Source organism: Thermincola sp. GK-1 (assembly GCF_059412445.1).
In genome coordinates this window covers 46,296-66,413 of the sequence record NZ_JBSQAT010000009.1, presented here as the reverse complement: position 1 = coordinate 66,413, position 20,118 = coordinate 46,296, and the positions used below count along the sequence as shown (strand labels likewise).

17 protein-coding genes and 1 pseudogene are annotated in these 20,118 nt (G+C 46.9%); all 18 read right to left on the bottom strand.

The window, feature by feature from the left end; translation table 11 throughout:
* Positions 1 to 97: 97 nt before the first annotated feature.
* On the bottom strand, positions 98 to 2,083 hold the full coding sequence (locus ACSNJE_RS10000; RefSeq protein WP_495252595.1) for a hypothetical protein: 1,986 nt from the start codon (positions 2,081 to 2,083) through the stop codon (positions 98 to 100).
* Between the two features lie 3 nt (positions 2,084 to 2,086).
* Complete coding sequence (locus ACSNJE_RS09995) at positions 2,087 to 2,569, bottom strand: RNA polymerase sigma factor (protein WP_052217451.1); 483 nt, start codon at positions 2,567 to 2,569, stop codon at positions 2,087 to 2,089.
* A gap of 232 nt (positions 2,570 to 2,801) precedes the next feature.
* Complete coding sequence (locus ACSNJE_RS09990) at positions 2,802 to 3,989, bottom strand: ABC transporter permease (RefSeq protein WP_052217453.1); 1,188 nt, start codon at positions 3,987 to 3,989, stop codon at positions 2,802 to 2,804.
* Positions 3,986 to 4,723, bottom strand: a complete 738-nt coding sequence (locus ACSNJE_RS09985; protein WP_474660637.1) for an ABC transporter ATP-binding protein — start codon at positions 4,721 to 4,723, stop codon at positions 3,986 to 3,988. Before ACSNJE_RS09985 ends, ACSNJE_RS09990 begins: the two co-directional genes overlap by 4 nt.
* Positions 4,716 to 6,002 (bottom strand): efflux RND transporter periplasmic adaptor subunit, encoded by a 1,287-nt coding sequence (locus ACSNJE_RS09980; RefSeq protein ID WP_052217457.1) that lies wholly within the window; start codon positions 6,000 to 6,002, stop codon positions 4,716 to 4,718. The genes ACSNJE_RS09985 and ACSNJE_RS09980 overlap by 8 nt, the downstream gene beginning before the upstream one ends.
* 2 nt (positions 6,003 to 6,004) lie before the next feature.
* Complete coding sequence (locus tag ACSNJE_RS09975) at positions 6,005 to 6,709, bottom strand: YIP1 family protein (RefSeq protein ID WP_474773557.1); 705 nt, start codon at positions 6,707 to 6,709, stop codon at positions 6,005 to 6,007.
* A 57-nt stretch (positions 6,710 to 6,766) separates the two neighbouring features.
* Positions 6,767 to 7,660, bottom strand: a complete 894-nt coding sequence (locus ACSNJE_RS09970; protein WP_495252594.1) for a PH domain-containing protein — start codon at positions 7,658 to 7,660, stop codon at positions 6,767 to 6,769.
* 50 nt (positions 7,661 to 7,710) lie between these two features.
* Complete coding sequence (locus ACSNJE_RS09965) at positions 7,711 to 8,295, bottom strand: DUF2705 family protein (protein ID WP_495252593.1); 585 nt, start codon at positions 8,293 to 8,295, stop codon at positions 7,711 to 7,713.
* Positions 8,294 to 8,455, bottom strand: a pseudogene (locus tag ACSNJE_RS09960) (ATP-binding cassette domain-containing protein); the annotation flags it as partial. The pseudogene ACSNJE_RS09960 and the gene ACSNJE_RS09965, both read right to left, overlap by 2 nt.
* A gap of 45 nt (positions 8,456 to 8,500) precedes the next feature.
* Positions 8,501 to 8,881 carry a GntR family transcriptional regulator gene (locus ACSNJE_RS09955; RefSeq protein ID WP_495252592.1) on the bottom strand — a complete coding sequence of 127 codons (381 nt, stop codon included), beginning with the start codon at positions 8,879 to 8,881 and terminating at the stop codon, positions 8,501 to 8,503.
* Positions 8,882 to 9,072: 191 nt separating this feature from the next.
* Positions 9,073 to 11,160, bottom strand: coding sequence for a sodium-translocating pyrophosphatase (locus tag ACSNJE_RS09950; protein ID WP_198360481.1), 2,088 nt, complete (start codon positions 11,158 to 11,160; stop codon positions 9,073 to 9,075).
* 291 nt (positions 11,161 to 11,451) lie between these two features.
* Positions 11,452 to 12,738: a phosphopyruvate hydratase gene (gene eno, locus ACSNJE_RS09945; RefSeq protein WP_052217475.1), complete on the bottom strand. Its 1,287-nt coding sequence runs from the start codon at positions 12,736 to 12,738 to the stop codon at positions 11,452 to 11,454.
* 22 nt (positions 12,739 to 12,760) lie between these two features.
* Positions 12,761 to 14,326, bottom strand: a complete 1,566-nt coding sequence (gpmI, locus tag ACSNJE_RS09940; protein WP_495252591.1) for a 2,3-bisphosphoglycerate-independent phosphoglycerate mutase — start codon at positions 14,324 to 14,326, stop codon at positions 12,761 to 12,763.
* Between the two features lie 5 nt (positions 14,327 to 14,331).
* Positions 14,332 to 15,090 carry a triose-phosphate isomerase gene (gene tpiA / locus ACSNJE_RS09935; protein ID WP_013121534.1) on the bottom strand — a complete coding sequence of 253 codons (759 nt, stop codon included), beginning with the start codon at positions 15,088 to 15,090 and terminating at the stop codon, positions 14,332 to 14,334.
* A gap of 37 nt (positions 15,091 to 15,127) precedes the next feature.
* Positions 15,128 to 16,327 carry a phosphoglycerate kinase gene (locus ACSNJE_RS09930; protein WP_052217479.1) on the bottom strand — a complete coding sequence of 400 codons (1,200 nt, stop codon included), beginning with the start codon at positions 16,325 to 16,327 and terminating at the stop codon, positions 15,128 to 15,130.
* A gap of 35 nt (positions 16,328 to 16,362) precedes the next feature.
* On the bottom strand, positions 16,363 to 17,370 hold the full coding sequence (gene gap, locus ACSNJE_RS09925) for a type I glyceraldehyde-3-phosphate dehydrogenase (RefSeq protein WP_013121536.1): 1,008 nt from the start codon (positions 17,368 to 17,370) through the stop codon (positions 16,363 to 16,365).
* Between the two features lie 65 nt (positions 17,371 to 17,435).
* Positions 17,436 to 18,464, bottom strand: coding sequence for a sugar-binding transcriptional regulator (locus tag ACSNJE_RS09920; RefSeq protein WP_052217485.1), 1,029 nt, complete (start codon positions 18,462 to 18,464; stop codon positions 17,436 to 17,438).
* Positions 18,465 to 18,649: 185 nt separating this feature from the next.
* Positions 18,650 to 20,026: an RNA polymerase factor sigma-54 gene (gene rpoN, locus ACSNJE_RS09915; RefSeq protein ID WP_495252590.1), complete on the bottom strand. Its 1,377-nt coding sequence runs from the start codon at positions 20,024 to 20,026 to the stop codon at positions 18,650 to 18,652.
* Between the last annotated feature and the right edge of the window lie 92 nt (positions 20,027 to 20,118).

Below are 20,118 nucleotides of genomic sequence, written 5' to 3'. Positions count from 1 at the left end.
ACATATAGATTTTAACAGATAATTTACTTTCTGTAAAGATACCCACCTGACATTCGGTTTACGTACTGCTCCAGTTTCTATTTTGCCCCCTCTTCTTTTAAAACGTATGATTTTCTTGGTCTTCAGGGGTGTAAATATAATTCATGGATTGGCCGTTGCCGAAAAGACTAAACACTAATTTTTCGGAATCCCAGAATCTTGTGTGTACCGAATCAGCCACGGAGTTTTCAAATAGTCCAGCCACCATCGTTTTGGAATAGTCCTCCAAGCAATATACGAAAACATAACTCTTATAAGGTGTGTCATTATCGGAAAACAGGTCCAGAGCGGCATATTCACCTTGGGGATCAATTATAATTTGTTCAATGCCAATATTCTTTTTGTTGTTTATCCCGGTGATTTTATCTACCAGTTTAAATTTTTTATCTTTTAAATTATAACTTAGCAGTTGCACTGCAGCATACTGACCCTTGTCCTGCAAAACCTGCATGGTAAATAATAAAGTGTCCTTTGCCTGGTTATAGGCCATTGGCCCAAACCTGTAACGGCCTTGGGGTACAAATTCATGGGGTATATCACTGGCCCTGAATAAAACCTCGCTCTTTTCATCTCTGCTCATTTTAACTTCCCCGGTGTGGTCCATAGCCATAATATCTATATTTTTCAGTTCTTTAATACCGTCAATAATAAACCCATTGTCCCCGGGTATCAAATAAAACCTTGCTTGAACAATACTGTAATAGGGGTTGGCAGTATATGCCCAATATATCTCTGCGTCAACGTATTCCTTGCCCTTTTCTTTGCCGCCAGATATTATCTTATAACCTACCTGGTGAGGATTGGATATGGTTAAGAACGGTGGAGGATTCTTCATGATACTTTTGGCATAATCATCATCCCTTACAATTAACGCCTGAACAAACCTCTTCACCGTATCTTCCGCTGTCATTTTCTCAGTGGTAAAATCAATTTTCATCAGTTTTAATCCGTCTCCGGACTCAAGGTTAGCATTTTTCAGAGCATAAAGACTTTTCGAATCACTGCTCCAAACTGGAGCATAGTAGCTATACATTCCGCTTACAGTCAGGCTCCGGATAGTATCGGAGGGTTTTAGACTATCTAGCCACCGTTCTTCAACATCCCGGTTAGGAAAGTTTGCCGTGACCCTCCTTTTTGTGTGCATTCCTCCCGTATCGGCAATCCATATATTCTCCATGCTCCGGTTAATTTCAGCATTGTTGTTAAACCTTTGGACTTTTTTCTCAGCCTTGACATAAGCCACATAATTGCCGTCAGGGGAAACAGAAGGAAACCGGCCTTCATCGATAACTCTCTCTGAACCGTCCTGCAAGTCCTTCAATATTACTTTGTTCTTTTTTTCTATAACAATACGGCTGCTGTCTTTTACCCAGGACGCATGTGCGCCTTCAGTGAGTTTTCTGGATTTATGCGTTTCCAAATCTAACTCATATATTCCGGATTCCTGAACGGTAAACCCGTGTGAATCAGGTCCGTTCCAAGCCAAAACCTTTTTTGTATAAATCACCCGTCGGCCGTCAGGGGACCAGGAAGGCTCCTCGTAGAAAACAGTCATCTGATCACCTTTAAGCAACATTTCCTTTTTTTTACTGACTAAGTCGTAAATCATTACATTCCCGTCAGATAAAAGAATTTTTTTTCCATCGGGTGAAACTCTGATAAACCCTGTTTTATTATCAATAACCCGGTGAAAGCCTTTTTTGTTATAGGCAAATATCCCCTTCTCCGCCAGAGCGAGATAAACAGTTCCCCGGTATTCCGTTAGTCCTATTATAGACCCCCGGCCCATCTCAACAAAAGATATTTGGTTTAAAATTTTTAATGATGCGGCATTGGCCTGTTCCATAATGTTTTCCGGTGAGGTCATATAAACGAAAAAGGCGATGCAGGCAGCCGCAACTGCCGCAACAAAAGGCAACCTTTTTAGCCAAGAAAACATCTGTTTATTGACGAAGGAGCCACGCAGCCGCCGCTTTAGGGTTTCGTTAACGGGCAATTCTTTCTTCAGTTCCCGCAAGGCTTTGTCTAACCTCTGATCATCCATAAATTATCCCTCCATACAAACCTTAACTAACGCCTTTAATTTTTCTTTTACCCTCATAAATTTCAGTTTGACGGCGTTCTCTGTTTTGCCTGTCAATTGCCCGATTTCCCAATATTTTAACTCGGCAAAATACCTCAGGTTAATCAATTCCAGCTCTTCTTTTGTCAGGGCACCAAGAGACTTTTTCAGGCAGTTAACTTCATCTTGCTTTTCCAGTTCTTCTTCAAAACAGTAAAGATAGGTATACCGTTCCATATCCTCGCCCACTGTGATGTCTTTCTTCTTACGGTAGTGGTCAATCACTGTGTTACGTGCAATGGTGAATAACCAGGCTTTGTGGCTTCCCGTGACGGAAGGGAACTTTTCGAAAGCTTTCAGGAACACTGCGCTTACCAAATCATCGGTATCCCATTGATTACCTGTTTTGAAATAAATATACCTGTAAACATCGTCAAAATACAAGTCGTAAAAACTTAGAAAATCCATGGCTCCCGGGAAGCCTCCTTTCACCTGTTAAGACGAATATGTCTGCCAAAGGTTTCAGATTTTTTCAAGTGACCATTGTCCAATAGTGGTCCGTAGTCAGAAAAACATAAAAAAACACGGCAATGCCCCAATACACATTTTAAAAACCGGTACAATTCAATTGTACTAAATGTATGTATATCAGGGCATGCCGCAATTTTAATTTTTTTACTGTTCACTGACCACTACTGTTTTATTCATGCCTTAATGCCTCGATTGGGTCTAATCTGGCTGCCTTGCTGGCCGGATAAAGCCCAAAGAAAATGCCTACCGCGCTTGAGAAAATAAAGGCAATGGCAATAGTTCCCCAGGACACCAGGGGCGGCCATTTAGCAAACCGGGCAATCATATAGGCCCCACCAACACCAATCGCGGCGCCGAATACTCCTCCAATCAGACAGATGACCACGGCTTCAATGAGGAACTGTACCATGATATCTTTACGCCGGGCGCCCAGAGCTTTCCTGATGCCAATTTCTCTGGTCCGTTCGGTAACAGAAACCAGCATGATGTTCATAACCCCTATCCCCCCCACAAAGAGAGAAATGCCCGCTATGGCCCCTACAATCAGGGTCATGATGCCGGTTACTTTGTTTATCATCTGCATCTCCTGTTCCATGGTCATAGTCCTATACCGGTCTTTGTTATTATGGCGCCGTTCCAGAATTTTTACCGCCTGCTGCATGGACTCCTCCAACCGGTCCCGGGAAGCAGCCTGAGCTTCAAAGCCCATTAAAGCCTTTTCGTTAAAAAGGTTCTGCCAGGTGGAAGCGGGAATAAAAGCTGTCTTCAAGCCACCAAGCCCGGCCAGCACGCTTTCTGCAGATTTGGAAACCCCAATTACGGTAAAAGGTTTACTTTTCACAAGGACCTTTTTCCCTATAGGGTTCTCCCGGCCAAAAATCTCATCAGCCAACTTCTCTTCAATTACTATGACGGCCCTGTTGCTCTTGGCATCGTGATTGGAGAAAAAGGTTCCGGCCACAAGTTCGATATTGCGCATGAACTTGAAATCTCCGGTTACCCCCTGAACACTGGCCATTTTTTTCCCTTTCGTTCCCTTAACCTGGGCCGCTCCGCTCTGCATGGTAGACATGCCTTTTATGCCCGGCACCAGTTTCTTGATTAAATCGATGTCATCCAGGGAAAAATCCCTGGGTGTGGCCGGGTCGTCATCTGAAAAATCGATATATATAGCAAAAAGGTTGGAACCGACCTTGGATATTTCACTCATCAGCAAGGCCTGACCCCCGCGGCCAATGGCCACTACTGCGATAACTGCCGCAATGCCTATGACAATACCGAGCATGGTTAGAGAAGACCGGAGTTTGTTAGTCCAAAGCCCTTCGAGAGCAATTTTAACAGCTTCCAGTAAATTCAAAGGCCGTTCACCTCCGGCGGGCCCAACCTCCAGAGATATTCGACAGCGCTGATAGGGTCACTGATGGATTCATCTTTAATTATCCTGCCGTCCCGGAAATACAGGACCCTGTTCGTATGCTCGGCTATTTCCCGCTCGTGGGTAACTATAAGAATGGTAGCTCCTTCCCGGTTGAGTTCCTGGAAGATAGCCATAATTTCCTCACTGGACCGGGTATCCAGGTTGCCGGTCGGTTCATCGGCAAGAATAATGGCCGGTTTGTTAACCAAAGCCCGCGCTATGGCAACCCTTTGTTTCTGTCCACCGGAAAGTTCGTTGGGCCGGTGATGCCCCCTATCCTGCAGCCCAACCCTTTTTAATGCCCATTCGGCCCGTTCCTTTCTCTGCGCCGCCGGAACTCCGGCGTACAACATAGGCAGTTCCACGTTGCGAAAAGCCGTTAACCGGGGCAAAAGGTTAAAATTCTGAAAAACAAAACCTATCTTTCGGTTGCGGATGGCCGACAGTGCGCCGTCTTCCATCCCGGCTATTTCCTGCCCGTCGAGGAGGTAGGAGCCGCTGCTGGGCTTGTCAAGGCAGCCGAGAATATTCATCAACGTGGACTTCCCGGAACCCGAAGGTCCCATAATAGCTACAAATTCGCCGGGTTTAACTTCCATGGAAACATCCCGCAGCGCGTGTACGGAAATCTGCCCCGTCCGGTAAACTTTGTTTAACGCCTCTATTTTAATCATTGGTCTTCTCCTTTGCTGCCGAAGCCGTATTTTCCCGGACATCTACGACATCTTTATCCTTTAAGTTTTCCGGCGGGTTAACCACTATACTGTCTCCCGGACGCAAACCCTTTTTAACATGGAGGTAAAGCTCGTTCCCCACGCCTGTTTCCACCTTCCTCAGGCTTACGCGGTGATTATCATTGATGACGAAAACAAACCTGTTGTGCCCTTTTTCTATAATCGCTTCGTAAGGTATTACGGTTACTCCTTTCAGACTGGCCGTAGTTATATTCAGGTCAACACTGTAACCGGGTTTAAGTTTGCTGTCAAACTCGGTAATCTCTACCGTAATTTCCACATTGGTCTGTTCTGCCTGGTCTTTAAGTTTGGTAACGGCTACCGGGGACACCATGGCAACTTTACCTTTGTATACCGCCCCTTCCGCAGCGGCAGCTGTTATGGTCACCGGCTGTCCCACTCGCAGGTTGCCGCTGTCCGATTCACTTACTTCTGATTTTACTATTAACCGCTGCGGGTTGCCGATACTTATTAACGGAGCGCCGATTGCGGCATAGCTCCCTTCTTCCACGTCCACGGAAAGTACAATACCATCCATCCCGGCCCTGACACTGGCTTTGGCAATCAAATCTTCGGTCAGCTCAACAGCTACTTTGGCCTGCTGGACCTGGGCTTCCAACGCCGCCAATTCCGGACCGCTTTCCCCGGCCAAATCCATTTCCAGGCGTTTCTGGGCGGAACGGTATTCCGCCTCGGCCGTCACATAATTCAATTTGGCATTTTCCAGGCTTTCTTGGGAGACAGCGCCCGCCTGAAAAAGTTGGTTGGTCCGCTCAAAAGCGGCCCTGGCATTTTGAAAAGCCGTTTCTGCCTTTTTTAAATTGGCCCTGTCCTGTTCTATCACCTGGGACCTGGCGCCTGACCTGGCCTTGGCCAGGTTGGCTTCCTGAACCCGCAGGTTAGCCTGGTCCTGTTTCAGTTGCCGTTCCAACTGGGCAGTATCCAGTTGCATCAACAACTGGCCCGCTTTAACCCTGTCACCTGTTGACACGTATATCTTGGTCACAGTGGCGGCAACCTGGGCAGTATACTCCTGTTTATCCTGAACTTCTACCTTGCCACTGGCCAGGACTACCTGTTCCAGGTTTTTCTTTTTTACCTGAAAGGCTTCTACCGGAATTCCCTTTTCGCCGGAGTTTTTGTAAATATTTACCCCTATGATAAGCAAAACCAGTGCCGCCATGGCTGCACCGATAATAATTTTCTTTTTGCGTTCCAAAGTTATACCGCACCTCCGCCAAAATGAGCCGCTGCGCCCATAATTACCCCGTAAACCGCCAGGATAATGCCTAAAAATACTCCCACCTTCCTGGTCGTTGTCCTGATAGCAACTGCTGCGCCCATGGCCAGCAGAATAATACTCCAAATGATAAAGGGGTCAAAGACTGACAGGAAGCCAAACAAAAACCCGGTTTGGTTTTTAGGCAGGAAAAGGGCCAGGCTTGTGGTAACGTTTTTCATATTAGAAGCGGGTGTAAGCAGTACCAGTATTGTCTTGACGATACCGCCAAGCATATTGGGTACGGAAGCAATCACGGCAGCCGACATCAATTTCTTGAAAGTCCCGTCACCGGCGACAACCAGGTTCAAGAACTTCAACAAAAGGGCCAGGATAACCCACATAATCAGTGGCGAAACAAAGGCCAGAGCTGCCTGGGCGCCGGTAATTGCCGGCAGCATTTGTTTGGTCATGGCCAGTTGTTCCGGCGGCATGGGTTTTGGTGAATGTTCAAGTGTCCAAAGGGTAAATTCCCTCATTTTGGGAATAATAGGTAAGAACAAGAGCAGGTTAACCAACATCAGCAAAAAGCCCATGGGCCAGAAGGATGCCTGTTCTACAAATTCTTCTACGGCAGCCTTGGGGCTGACAATGGCGTCAATAAAAAACTTTAATAAACCCCGCTTTTCTTTTTGTTCCATCTCCATTTTTACCTCTCCCCTTCATAAAATTTTAATAACCCCGGAAATTCCGGCAATTTAAAATCAAGCGGACAATACCATACCTACTGCAATAAGACAAAAGATAAGAGACAGGAAAACACTGGTAATCCCCACCATGTAGGCCGACATCTTATTGTTCCTGGCTACAGTCAAACCGATGCCCAGCAGCAGGGCATTTGTTACTGCGCCAATACCAAAAGGGACCCAAATTTCAGTTGGCGAACCGTAACGGTCCACTTCCCCTGCCAGGTTATAGTGCATAGGCACCCGTTCCGGCAGGCCGGGAATTTTCATGGCCAGGAAAATACCTGTTCCCGCCAGGATCAGGAGGGACAGAAATACCATGCTGAGAAAAAACCTATCCTTCCAGGGTGAAACCCGTTTCCTTCCTTTCCCGTCTTCCATTGTTTCCCGCTTCTGCGCCAGGTCGGGTAAGAGGCGGTTCAGGTCATCCAGGAACTCATCAGGGTTTTCGGGAGTTATCCCTATGGTTTCCCATTTGGTTTGCAGGAGGATAATGTCACCCCAGAGCCGGGTAGCATAAAGGTTGGCTGAGCCTTTACCCCGCGGGTCTGTAAAGGTACCCCAGTGAAACCCTGGCCAACTGGCGCCGGCCACTTTCATACTGCTGGTACCAACAACCTTTCTGACTTCCCTGATGCTTTGCAAAGGTATCCGTTTCTGATTAAAAGCCCATCTTATGACCAGGTCCTCTCCCTCAATTCTGTACTCCAGGTTTTTGGCCGCCCAGGTAAAATACCCCATCATACCAACCACCAGGATTCCCGTCAGGCCCATGACAGCCGTAAAGGTCCATCCAGGTCCCCCTGTCGGGCTGATTATAACCGTGGGCACGGCCAATATCACAATCGAAAATATCAGCAGGCCAACCCCCCAGATAAACCCTTTCCCTTGTGCCGGCTTATAAACTTTCATTATACTTGCGTCTCCTTTTTCAATTTTATTAATCCTCCAGATTGCGTAAGCTAAAAATCCCGTTTTTTAAACCGGTTTCTGGCCAGCATATAAAAGGCTGCCGTAATTATTATCAAAACTATCAGCGGGATAAAGGGAAACCCCTTCCCTAATGCTATATTAGAGCCGGCCATGTGGTAATATATAGAGTAATAATGCAATCCCGGGAAAAACCCCGGCACGAAAAGAACCATGGCAATAATTCCCGTGATTACGGCAGATTTTAAGGTCCGGTCAAATACCGTTGAAAAATAAACGGCCATTGAATAGATAACTGCCATTCCGGCCAGAGCCATAATGATGTTTTGCACCATATCCACAACGGGAATTTTATGTCCGGTAGCAACTACAGTAATATATAACACTACAGTTGATGCCACCACCACCAAAGCTAACGCAGCAAAATTTACAATAAATTTGACGGTAAAAACGTCCTCCCTGAGTATAGGTCTGGCCAAGAGGAACTGTATAGTTTTTCGCGATACTTCCGATGAAATTATGCCGGCCCCAAATATGATGGCCATTACACTTCCGAACTGGTAGAGGTTCTTGCCAAACCATTGGGACCAAATATAAAGCCTGCTTAACAACGTCATGACCGAGGACAAAGGCTTCGCCGGAAGTAGGGTAAACCAGGTTCAACAGCATTTTTATGGTTGTCGTTTTCCCAGCCCCGTTTAAACCCAGAAATCCATAAATACTTCCTTTGACCACTTTCAGATCAAGGGCGTTTACAGCCAATTTATCTTCAAACATCTTTGTAAGGCCTCTGGTTTCTATAGCCAGTTCCATTGTCATTTTTTACCACCCCCATTCCTTCAGGGTTTCTTCAAAAAGCTCCCTGAGCTCCGCTTCGGTAAACCCCAGGTGATAAGCCTCCACTAATGCTTTACCAAGAGCTGATTTTACCAGTTTTACACGCTCTGCGTACTCAATCTTTATTTCCTTTTTAGAAACAAAGGTTCCCACTCCACGGACCGTTTTTATCACACCGTCCCTTTCCAATTCCAGGTAAGCCCGGGAAACCGTATTGGGATTGACCGTAAGCTGAACAGCCAGGTCCCTTACCGAAGGCAATTGGTCACCCGGCTTGAAAAACCCTGTTGCCACCGCTCTTTTTATCTGTTCCCTGATTTGTATGTAAATCGGCGGTCCCCCGGACGGGTCAATATGCAGCCACATACTGTTCTCCTCCTACTTCCTCTGTCACGGTGTATATTGCCCATAAACGGAGAATTGTATTATTGTACTGGTGTACTAATTGACTAATACACTATTATTGTATTCCACCTGCCCGAAAAATGCAATGATTTTTAGAAAACCAAAATATTGAAGGCTGCCTCAATTTTGAGGCAGCCCTCTTAAAACACAATTTATTTAATTATGCTCTGGAACACATAGAACTTGGCAACGATAGGCGCAATAATCAGGGAAATGGTACCCATAACCTTGATCAGCGGATTCATGGCAGGACCTGCCGTATCCTTGAAGGGGTCACCTACGGTATCACCTACAACGGCAGCCTTGTGGGCATCAGAACCTTTGCCGCCCAGTTTACCTGTTTCAATGTATTTCTTGGCGTTGTCCCAGGCGCCGCCGGAGTTAGCCATGAAGAGGGCCAGAAGTACACCGGAAGCGGTGCCGCCGGCCAGGGTAGCGCCCAATGCCAGGGGTCCAAGCAGGAAACCTACAACAACAGGGGTTCCGATAGCCACAATACCGGGAGCGATCATCTCGCGGATAGCAGCCCTGGTACTGATGTCAACACACTTGGCATAATCGGGCTTTGCTTTGCCTTCCATCAGGCCGGGAATTTCCCTGAACTGACGGCGAACTTCAGCAATCATATCGAAAGCGGCACGACCAACAGCTTCCATAGCAAAAGATGCTACCAGGAAGGGAACAGTTGCGCCGATGAAAAGACCGATAATAACGATCGGGTTCAGAATGTTGATTTCCTCCAAACCTGCAGATTCACTAAAGGCAGTGAAAAGGGCCAATGCAGTCAGAGCAGCAGATCCGATAGCAAAACCTTTGGCCACTGCAGCTGTAGTGTTACCGACAGCGTCCAGCTTGTCGGTGTTCTTACGCACTTCCGGACCAAGCTCAGCCATTTCGGCAATACCGCCGGCGTTATCAGCAACCGGGCCGAAGGAATCGATAGCAACAACCATACCGGCAGTGGAAAGCATACCCATAGCAGCCATGGCGATACCGTAGATACCGAGACCGGCACCTGCGGATTCAGCCGCAATATAAGAAGCATAGATGGCAATTACAATAACGAGAATCGGATAAACAGTACTCTTCAGACCGACTGCCAAACCTTTAATAATATTGGTAGCAGGACCGGTTTCTGAGGCTTCGGCAATTTCCTGAGCAGGTCTCTTATGATATGAAGTATAAAGCTCGGTTATGTAACCAACTGCTACGTTAGTAACCAAGCCGGCAACAATACCTACAAAAATACCAATGGCCTTATCGGCAAATAACCACTGGGCCAGGAAGAATCCGGCGACAGCCGTAATAATGTTTGTGCCGTACAGACCTTTGTTCAGAGCGGCCTGCGGGTTGCCGTCCTCACCGCTCATACGGACAAAACTCGTACTGATTATAGAAGCAACGATGCCGATAGCACCGATCAGTAACGGGAAAAGAACTCCGTTTATCCCAAGCACGCTGCCACCGATAACCATGGCAGCAATGGAAGTAGCGGCATAGGACTCAAACAGGTCAGCGCCCATACCGGCAGTGTCACCAACGTTATCACCCACGTTGTCGGCAATAACTGCCGGGTTCCGCGGGTCATCTTCAGGAATACCTGCTTCTACCTTACCAACCAGGTCAGCGCCTACGTCAGCAGCCTTGGTATAGATACCGCCGCCAACCCGAGCAAAGAGAGCAACGGCGCTGGCGCCAAAAGCAAAACTGTTAATGACTGCAGGAACTTTAAAGATAATATAAAGTGCGGATACACAACCCAATCCAAGACCGGCTACGGACAGACCCATAACAGCGCCGCCTTTGAAGGCAATAGTAAGAGCTTTTTGCAGTCCGGAACGGGCAGCGTTGGTTGTACGGGCGTTGGACTTGGTGGTACTGACCATACCCATGTAACCTGCAATGGCGGAGGCTACTGCACCAACCAGGAAGGATATAGGAAGCGCAAGTTTTCCGGAAAGACCCTGAACTTTCTCAGCTGCAGTTGGGTCTCCATGAGTAAACAATTCTACAGGAACAAAAAATAAAGCCACAAAAATAACGATTACAATCGGAGCAAGCGTCTTGTACTGACGATTCAGGTAGGCCATGGCCCCTTCAAAAATAGCTTCGGATAATTCCTTCATTCTGGGGGTACCCATGTCCTCCTTGAGGACGCTGCTCAGGAACAGTAATGCCACGATAACGGACAATATACCTGCTCCCAGAGAAACATAAGCCAATGTCATAGTCTGCTCCATTAACCCTCTCACTCTCCTCTTTAATTTTTTTAATATTCGGGATTTTAATAAACCCCTTTGGTAACGAACCTAAAAACTCCCCCATGCTTATAAACAAAGGTTTCCGGTATATCCAGAAACTGTTTTTAAGTTCATATCACCTCCGTTAACCAGGATAATCCATGATGCACAATTATAGCATAGTATGGACGAAATTACAACTGCATTTGTTGTAATATAATGAAGATTAAAAAAACTTAGCAAATGTCCCTTGTCCCTATTACTTTATAATAGAGACAAGGGAATTATTCCTTATTTTTTCAGATTATAAAAAGCTTTCATACCCTTGTACTGAGCAATTTCAGCTAACTCTTCCTCAATTCTCAGCAGTTGGTTGTATTTGGCTACCCTGTCGGTACGGGATGGGGCGCCTGTTTTAATCTGGCCGGCATTGGTGGCCACAGCGATATCAGCTATCGTGGTATCTTCTGTTTCTCCCGAACGATGGGAGACTACAGCCGTATAGCCGGCCCGCTTGGCCATTTCAATAGCATCGAAGGTTTCCGTCAGCGTACCAATCTGGTTAACCTTAATCAGGATAGCGTTGGCAGTAGCATTGTCGATGCCCTTTTTCAGTCGCTCCGTATTGGTTACAAAGAGGTCGTCACCAACCAACTGAATCTTCTTGCCCAAACGGGCGGTTAGTTTCTGCCAGCCTTCCCAGTCATCCTCAGACAATCCGTCCTCGATGGAAATAATGGGGTACTTGCCGACCAGTTCTTCATAGAAATCAATCATCTCGTCAGAGGACCTGGCTTTGCCTTCCCCTTCCAGCACGTATTTACCTTCTTTATAAAGCTCCGTAGCGGCAACATCTAATGCCAGCATAATATCTTGTCCTGGCTTGTACCCGGCTTTGTTTATGGCTTCAATAATTACCGCCAAGGCTTCCTCGTTGGACTTCAAATTTGGGGCAAAACCGCCTTCATCACCGACAGCAGTGTTAAGCCCTTTGCCTTTTAGCACAGCTTTCAGGTTATGGAAAACCTCAGCACACATCCTGAGGGCCTCGGCAAAACTTTGCGCCCCAACAGGCATAACCATAAATTCCTGGATATCCACATTGTTATCAGCATGTTTACCACCGTTTAGGATGTTCATCATCGGTACGGGCAGCTCTTTGGCATTAAATCCGCCCAGGTACTGATACAGCGGCAAACCAAGAAATTCCGCGCTGGCCTTTGCCACAGCCATGGAAACGCCTAAAATTGCGTTGGCTCCCAGCTTGCCCTTGTTGGGTGTGCCATCGAGCCCAATGAGCATTTGGTCGATACCCACCTGATCCAGGGCATTAAATCCGATGATTTCCGGCGCAATGATGTCGTTTACATTCTTAACGGCATTTTGCACCCCTTTACCCAAATACCTGTCTTTGTCCCCGTCCCGCAGCTCTACCGCTTCATGGGCACCAGTGGAAGCGCCGGAAGGAACGGCAGCCCTGCCAAGAGTACCGTCTTCCAGAATAACATCCACCTCGATGGTGGGATTTCCCCTGGAATCCAGTATTTCGCGGGCTACAACATCTGCTATAATTGTCATTTTCGGGACCCCCTCAAAATTTTTATTTTTCTATGTCCTTTTCCTTGGCTATCAAGCACTGCCCGGTCATTTCAGGCGGCTTTTCCAAACCAAGGATGTAGAGCATGGTAGGAGCAATATCCTCTAACCTGCCAGGCAGCAGCCTGACGTTCTTCATTTCCTTACTTACCAAAATCAAAGGCACCCGGTGGACGGTATGAGCTGTTTGCGGCTGACCGGTAGCCGGGTCAACCATTTGGTCGGCATTGCCGTGGTCGGCCGTTAATAATACCGTTCCGCCCTTGGTCATTACGGCCTGTACAACCCGTCCTATACATTCATCCACCGCTTCTATGGCCTTAACAGCCGCTTCCATTACCCCGGTATGTCCTACCATATCAGGGTTGGCGTAGTTTAATATTATTACATCAAATTTATCCTTTTCAATTTCCTTGACGACGGCATCGGTTACTTCGTATGCACTCATCTCCGGCTTAAGGTCATAAGTAGCAACCTTGGGCGAAGGAATTAGAATGCGCTCTTCACCTTCATTGGGAGGCTCCACACCGCCGTTAAAGAAAAAGGTAACATGCGCATATTTTTCTGTTTCAGCTATTCTCAACTGCTTTAATCCGTGCTTGCTAATGTATTCACCAAAGGTATTCACCAGCACCTGCGGTTTAAAAGCCACAGGGGCGTTAATCGTCTTATCATACTGGGTCATGCATAGATAGTAAACCTTGGGCGGGTTAGGCCCCCGGTTAAATCCGTCAAAATTTTCATCAACAAAAGCCCGGGTTATTTCCCTGGCCCGGTCGGGCCTGAAGTTATAAAATACTACCGCATCGCCTGTTTTTACCCTGGCTACAGGGTCCCCGTTTTTGTCAATGATAACGGTCGGTATGACAAACTCATCTGTATCCCCTTTTTCATAGGATTGGGCCACCGCGCCTGAAGCCAGGGTAGATTTAAGGCCTTCCCCGTAGACCATGGCATTATATGCCTTTTGTACCCGCTCCCATCTCTTGTCCCGGTCCATGGCATAGTACCGGCCCATTACAGTGGCAATGGCCCCGATTCCCAGCTCGTCAAATTTTGCTTCCAGTGCATCAATGTATTCCCTGGCATTAGCAGGGGGTACATCACGGCCATCGAGAAATGCGTGGACAAAAACCTTTCGCAGGTTATTCCTCTTAGCCATGTCCAGCAAAGCATACAGATGAGATATATGACTATGTACGCCACCATCAGACAAAAGCCCCATCAGGTGCAGCGCTGAACCGTTTTGTTTGGTATGGTTGACTGCCTTCAGCAATTCTTCATTATCGAAAAATGAACCATCTTTTATGGCTTTGGTAATGCGCGTAAATTCCTGGTAAACAATCCTACCGGCCCCTATATTCAGGTGGCCAACCTCGGAATTACCCATCTGTCCTTCCGGCAGGCCAACATCTTCTCCGGAGGCCCCTAACTGGGTTTTGGGATATTCAGCCAGCAATGCATCCCAATTAGGCTTTTTGGCTTTGGCTATGGCATCCCCTTCGGATGCGTCGCCGATTCCCCAGCCGTCTAAAATTGTCAGTACAACGGGCCTGTTTCTTACGGTCAAGCTATCTACCTCCATTTAAACCGGACAATCCTGGCAAAACTTTCTGCATCAAGGCTGGCTCCTCCGACTAAAGCCCCGTCAATATCCGGTTGTTTCATTAAGCCGGCAATGTTTTCAGGTTTAACGCTACCGCCATAAAGGATTCTGACCTGCTGAGCTGTATCTGCCTCGTAAAGTTCGGCTATGACTTTTCTGATATAAGCGACTACCTTCTGCGCGTCCTCATCTGATGCCGTTTTCCCCGTTCCAATAGCCCAAACGGGTTCATAAGCAATAACCAACTGGGAGACCTGACCGGCAGGAATCCCAGCTAAAGCTCCTTCCGTTTGTGTTCTGACAACCTGTTCAGTTAATCCGGCTTCCCTTTGCTCAAGCTTTTCGCCCACACATAGGATAGGGATCAGGGCATGTTCAAAAGCTGATTTTATCTTTTTGTTAATGGTCTCGTCAGTCTCCCCAAAATACTCCCGCCGTTCGGAGTGACCCAGTATGACATATTTGCAGCCAACATTTTTAATCATTACCGGAGATACTTCTCCCGTATAGGCGCCTTCTTTGGCCCAGAACATATTCTGCGCTCCTGTCACAATTTGGGAATCATTCAGTACTTCATTTACTGCATCGAGGGCGGTGAAGGGCGGGCATACAACTATCTCCACGCCCTCCACATCCTGAACTTTTTTGCTTAGCTCACTGACAAGCGCTATAGCCTCTTCAACGGTTTTAAACATCTTCCAGTTACCGGCAATAATCGGAACTCTCATATCTACACCTCATAAATTTCGGAACTCAACCGAAAAGCTATTTTACCGCCACCGGTTTTTTTTCCAGCGCCTTAATTCCCGGAAGTTCCTTTCCTTCCAGGAACTCCAAAGATGCTCCGCCGCCGGTAGAAACATGGGATATCCTGTCTGTTAACCCTAACTTACGGATAGCCTGAACGGATTGTCCTCCGCCGACTATTGTAAGGGCATCAGCTTCTGCAACAGCATGAGCAATATAGTTAGTGCCTTTGGCAAAATCATCTATTTCAAACACGCCCATGGGACCGTTCCAGATAATTGTCTTGGCCCTGGCTATTTCGCGGCCGTATAACTCGGCAGTTTTTGGTCCGATATCTACGGCGGCCCAACCATCAGGCACCTTATCAACAGGCACCAGTTGGTGGCGTGCGTTCTTTTCTATTTTGTCCGCCATCATCAGGTCAACAGGCAGCATGAATTTGACACCTGCGGCCCTGGCTTTATCCATTGTATTCTTTGCCACATCAAGCTTATCTTCTTCTACCAGCGAATTTCCCATGCTATAGCCCATGGCCCTGAAGAAGGTATTGGCCATACCGCCACCGATAAGAATAGTATCAACTTTGCCGATCAGGTTTTCCAATACCAGAATTTTATCGGAAACCTTGGAACCCCCTATAATAGCTAGCAGTGGGCGTTCGGGCGATTCCAGCGCTTTTGACATGTAATTGATTTCTTTTTCCATCAAAAACCCGGCGGCGCCAGGCAGGTACTCGGTAATTCCGGCCGTAGAGGCATGAGCCCTGTGGGCGGTACCAAAGGCATCATTCACATAAACGTCGGCCAATTGGGCCAGTTGTCTGGCAAAAGAGGGATCGTTCTTCGTCTCTTCTTCGTGGAAGCGGACGTTTTCCAGCATAACAATATCTCCAGGCTGCATCCCTTCCACGGCTTTCAGCGCTTTTTCCCCGATGCAGTCTTCGGCCAGCTTGACCGGACGGTTCAGGAGTTGCATAAGTCTTTCTGCCACAGGTTTCAAACTGAATTCCGGCTTAAACTGTCCTTTGGGCCTCCCCAGGTGAGATGCAATGATTACTTTGGCTCCCTGTTCAAGGAGATAATTGATTGTGGGTAATGAAGCTCTGATTTTCGTATCATCAGACACATTATTCTGTTCATCCAACGGCGTATTAAAGTCTACCCTTAAAAAAACCCGTTTGCCCCGGACGTCGATGTCCTTTACAGAGCTAACTTCCATTGATTTACTGCCACCTTCCTTAGTTATTCTATAGTTTAGATTCCTTTGCTGTCCATGTACTTAATCAAATCAATTATCCTGCAGGAATAACCCCACTCATTGTCATACCAGGAAACGATTTTGGCCAGATTGCCCTCAATTACCATAGTGGATAACCCGTCTATTATCGAAGAGTGCGGGTTGCCGTTAAAGTCTTTGGATACCAGCGGTTCATCGGTATAAGCCATTATTCCCTTGAGCTCATTTTCTGCAGCTGCTTTAAGGGCTGCATTTATTTCTTCTGCAGTGGTGGATTTCTCCAGTTGTGCCACCAAATCAACCACGGAAACGTTAGGAGTAGGTACCCGCATAGCAAATCCGTTAAGTTTTCCTTTCAGTTCCGGAAGTACTAACGCAACAGCTTTAGCCGCTCCGGTGGTAGTGGGAATAATGGACATGCCTGCGGCTCTGGCCCTTCTCAGGTCTTTATGGGGCAGGTCCAGAATGTTCTGGTCATTGGTATAGGCGTGGACCGTGGTCATTAAACCTTTGACAATGCCAAACTTCTCGTGGATTACCTTGGCGAAAGGAGCCAGGCAGTTCGTAGTACAGGATGCGTTGGATATGACATGATGGTTTGCAGGATCATATTTCTCATGGTTAACACCCATGACTATGGTAATATCTTCTTCTTTGGCAGGAGCCGAAATGATAACTTTTTTGGCGCCGGCTTCCAGGTGTTTGGCAGCTTCCGCCCGATTCCTGAAACGACCGGTAGACTCGACGACAACTTGTGCCCCCAACTCTTTCCATGGCAGGGCAGCCGGGTCCTTTTCAGAAGTTACCCGAACGGATTTCCCATTCACAACTATAGCATCATCGGCCGCCTGCACATCGGCATTGAAAATACCATGCACCGAATCATATTTTAATAAGTGGGCCAAAGTCTTGGCATCGGTCAAATCGTTGATGCCAACCACTTCAATACCCGGCGTGTTAACTGCTGCTCTAAACGCTAAACGGCCAATACGTCCAAAGCCATTAATGCCAATTTTAACAGTCATTGCGATCTCCTCCTTAAAGTGTGGTAACTATATTCTTTGTCAAAGTCAAACAAATTACTCAAAAATCACCCCCTAATTAAAGCGGTAATCTTATTTGCAGCCCCCTGGTCAGTAATGAGCACATCTTCGTGGTTGTTCTTCAGCACAGATAAAATTGCTGCTGCTTTTTTTTCCCCGCCGGCAACAGCAATCACAGTTGATATATTCCTTAGGTCTCGCAGCCGGATTCCCAGGCTGTGAATGTTTTTAACTATGCTGCCGTCAGCAGCAAAATAATGTCCGAAAGCTTCTCCCACAGCCCCCTGGCTGATTAATTCCTCTGTTTCCTCGGGAGAATCGCCTCGGCTTTCTGAAAGCTCCCGGGCATTGCCAATACCATGTACCAGGATATCGGCACTCTTAATTTCGGCAACCAGTTCCTTTATATGCTGATCGGTTACCAACAGCCGAATGGCTTCTTCCTTTAAGTTATCCGGTACATGCAGCAACCGGTATGTGCCCCGTAACTTTTTGGCAATGATGGCGGCTATTGTATTGGCCTGAACTTCCACATCCTCTCCGAGGCCGCCCCGCGCAGGTACTACAGTAATCTCGTGAGGGGCATTACCCACCGGCATGGTAGCCGCAACTTCCCTTAAAGTAGTACCTCCGGTAACGGCCATAACAGCTCCGGGAAAAAGGATCTCTCGGATAAACCTGGCCGCTGCCCGTCCCATTTCCTTTTTTACTGTGCCATCCTTATCGCTGTTCCCGGGAACGATGATAACCTTTTTTAAACCAAGGGATTGGGCGATGAATTCTTCTGTTTCCACTAAGCCGTGCAGGTTTTTTATAAATTCGGCCAGTTGGACCAGCAGGCGTTCGCCTTCTGCGGTTACTTTCATACCTGTACTGTCACTTTCCAACAATCCCTGGTTTTTCAAAAACTCCGTTTCACTTCGCACCTGTCTTTCCCCCAGCTTCAAATGATGAGCCAGAAAACGCCTGCCAACAGGCTGCGTCAGTGAAATGGTTCGAATAATAGTATATCGTCTTTCAAGCAGTTCTATCAGTTCGGGAGCAATCTTCTGCTGGAGTGCGATGATATCCTTCATGTAATTTCCCCTTTTATTCACTGAGGGTGGTCATTTTTTGTCCCACGGCCTACAATGGCGTCCCGCGCCAGGCAAAAGAAATGGAGATTTTTGCCGCACCTGAAGAGATTTATTCTCCAAAGCAACCGAAAATTCCTGTTTTGTGAAAATAATCATTTATAAATTTTGTCGGATTTTGTTCTATTTTATTCATATCTCTTACGGACTGACGCCTGGGGTATTCCCAGCTCATCCCTGTATTTGGCCACTGTCCGGCGAGAAATTTTGATACCTTGCAAATTCAAACGGTCGCAAATCTTTTGGTCACTTAAGGGATTTGCCTCATCTTCATGGGCAATCATCTCTGTAATCTGTTTTTTTATACTTTCTGCAGAGACCATGCCACCGGTACTGTTTTCAACACCATGCGCAAAAAAGAATTTCAATTCAACCAAACCCTGGGGAGTTTGCGCAAATTTGTTGGCTGTGGCCCTGCTTACGGTAGATTCATGCACCCCTACCCGCTCGGCAACCTGCTTCAAAGTTAAAGGTTTCAGCCGCCTGACGCCGTAATCAAGGAAATCCTTCTGCAACTCCACCAGACACCTGGCAATTTTGTAAAGAGTAAGCCTTCTCTGTTCTATACTCCTGATTAACCAGGCTGCCGAATTAAGTTTTTCCTCAATAAATTTTCTGGCTGCTTCCCCTGTTTCATTTTTTAGAATATCGCGGTAAGAGCCGTTTATAACCAACCTGGGAACAGCAGTATCATTGATAATGACTACGTATTCCCCGTCAACCCGCTCAATTATTAGATCGGGAACAATGTAACGCACATCATTGGTGCCGGAAAATCGGCGTCCCGGTTTGGGGTCAAGGGTTTTAATAATATCAAAGGCCTTTTGAATATCCTGTACACTTACATTCATTTCCTGGGCAATTTTTGCCAGTTTGCCCCTGGCCAGTTCCGGAAGATACTGTTCGATGACCTGGCTGAGTACGGGATTGAGCAATTGCAGGTTTTCCGCCTGGATCAGCAGGCACTCAGACAGGTTCCTGGCTCCCACCCCATAAGGCTCAAAGGTTTGTATGATACGTAATGCCTTTTCAACTTCACCGCAGGAAAGGCCAAACTTAAAGGCCGCCTCTTCCAGCCCGATCTGCAAATAACCTGCTTCATCAATGTTACCGATCAGGTACTCACATATTTTTCTCTGCAAATCTGTAAGTTCAGTCAGACAGAGCTGAAAGTTTAGGTGTTCCTGTAGTGTAGGAGCTTTACTTAATATATGTTCATAATAAAATTCTTCCTTTTCTTCCCGACCGGTGGTCGGTAAGCCAAGGTCACTTGTATCGGCAAAATATTCATGCCAGTCAATATCATATTTATCCTCAGCGGCAGGTTCCTCCAGCACATTCTCCTCTTCTTTTATGTCCAAAACAGGATTCTCGGCCAATTCCTGTTGAATATATTCAGCCAGCTCAGTGGCGGAATACTGGAGGATTTTGATAGCTAACCGCAATTCGGGAGTCATCATTAACTTTTGGGTTTGTTCCTGAAAAATCCCATATCCTATACGCATTCCGCTGCACTCCCCGTCTGACAATCGTTATACCTTACCCTTAATCAACAGCCTTTTTTGCATTTTTATTAGCTTCAAATAGTTCGGCTATT

What these genes read in the sequence shown, in the direction of transcription:
- ACSNJE_RS10000 (WP_495252595.1), bottom strand. Translation starts at nt 2,083, where the DNA reads ATGGATGATCAGAGGTTAGACAAAGCCTTGCGGGAACTGAAGAAAGAA.
- ACSNJE_RS09995 (WP_052217451.1), bottom strand. Translation starts at nt 2,569, where the DNA reads ATGGATTTTCTAAGTTTTTACGACTTGTATTTTGACGATGTTTACAGG.
- ACSNJE_RS09985 (WP_474660637.1), bottom strand. Translation starts at nt 4,723, where the DNA reads ATGATTAAAATAGAGGCGTTAAACAAAGTTTACCGGACGGGGCAGATT.
- ACSNJE_RS09975 (WP_474773557.1), bottom strand. Translation starts at nt 6,709, where the DNA reads ATGGAGATGGAACAAAAAGAAAAGCGGGGTTTATTAAAGTTTTTTATT.
- ACSNJE_RS09970 (WP_495252594.1), bottom strand. Translation starts at nt 7,660, where the DNA reads ATGAAAGTTTATAAGCCGGCACAAGGGAAAGGGTTTATCTGGGGGGTT.
- ACSNJE_RS09965 (WP_495252593.1), bottom strand. Translation starts at nt 8,295, where the DNA reads ATGACGTTGTTAAGCAGGCTTTATATTTGGTCCCAATGGTTTGGCAAG.
- ACSNJE_RS09955 (WP_495252592.1), bottom strand. Translation starts at nt 8,881, where the DNA reads ATGTGGCTGCATATTGACCCGTCCGGGGGACCGCCGATTTACATACAA.
- ACSNJE_RS09950 (WP_198360481.1), bottom strand. Translation starts at nt 11,160, where the DNA reads ATGGAGCAGACTATGACATTGGCTTATGTTTCTCTGGGAGCAGGTATA.
- eno (WP_052217475.1), bottom strand. Translation starts at nt 12,738, where the DNA reads ATGACAATTATAGCAGATGTTGTAGCCCGCGAAATACTGGATTCCAGG.
- tpiA (WP_013121534.1), bottom strand. Translation starts at nt 15,090, where the DNA reads ATGAGAGTTCCGATTATTGCCGGTAACTGGAAGATGTTTAAAACCGTT.
- ACSNJE_RS09930 (WP_052217479.1), bottom strand. Translation starts at nt 16,327, where the DNA reads ATGGAAGTTAGCTCTGTAAAGGACATCGACGTCCGGGGCAAACGGGTT.
- gap (WP_013121536.1), bottom strand. Translation starts at nt 17,370, where the DNA reads ATGACTGTTAAAATTGGCATTAATGGCTTTGGACGTATTGGCCGTTTA.
- ACSNJE_RS09920 (WP_052217485.1), bottom strand. Translation starts at nt 18,464, where the DNA reads ATGAAGGATATCATCGCACTCCAGCAGAAGATTGCTCCCGAACTGATA.
- rpoN (WP_495252590.1), bottom strand. Translation starts at nt 20,026, where the DNA reads ATGCGTATAGGATATGGGATTTTTCAGGAACAAACCCAAAAGTTAATG.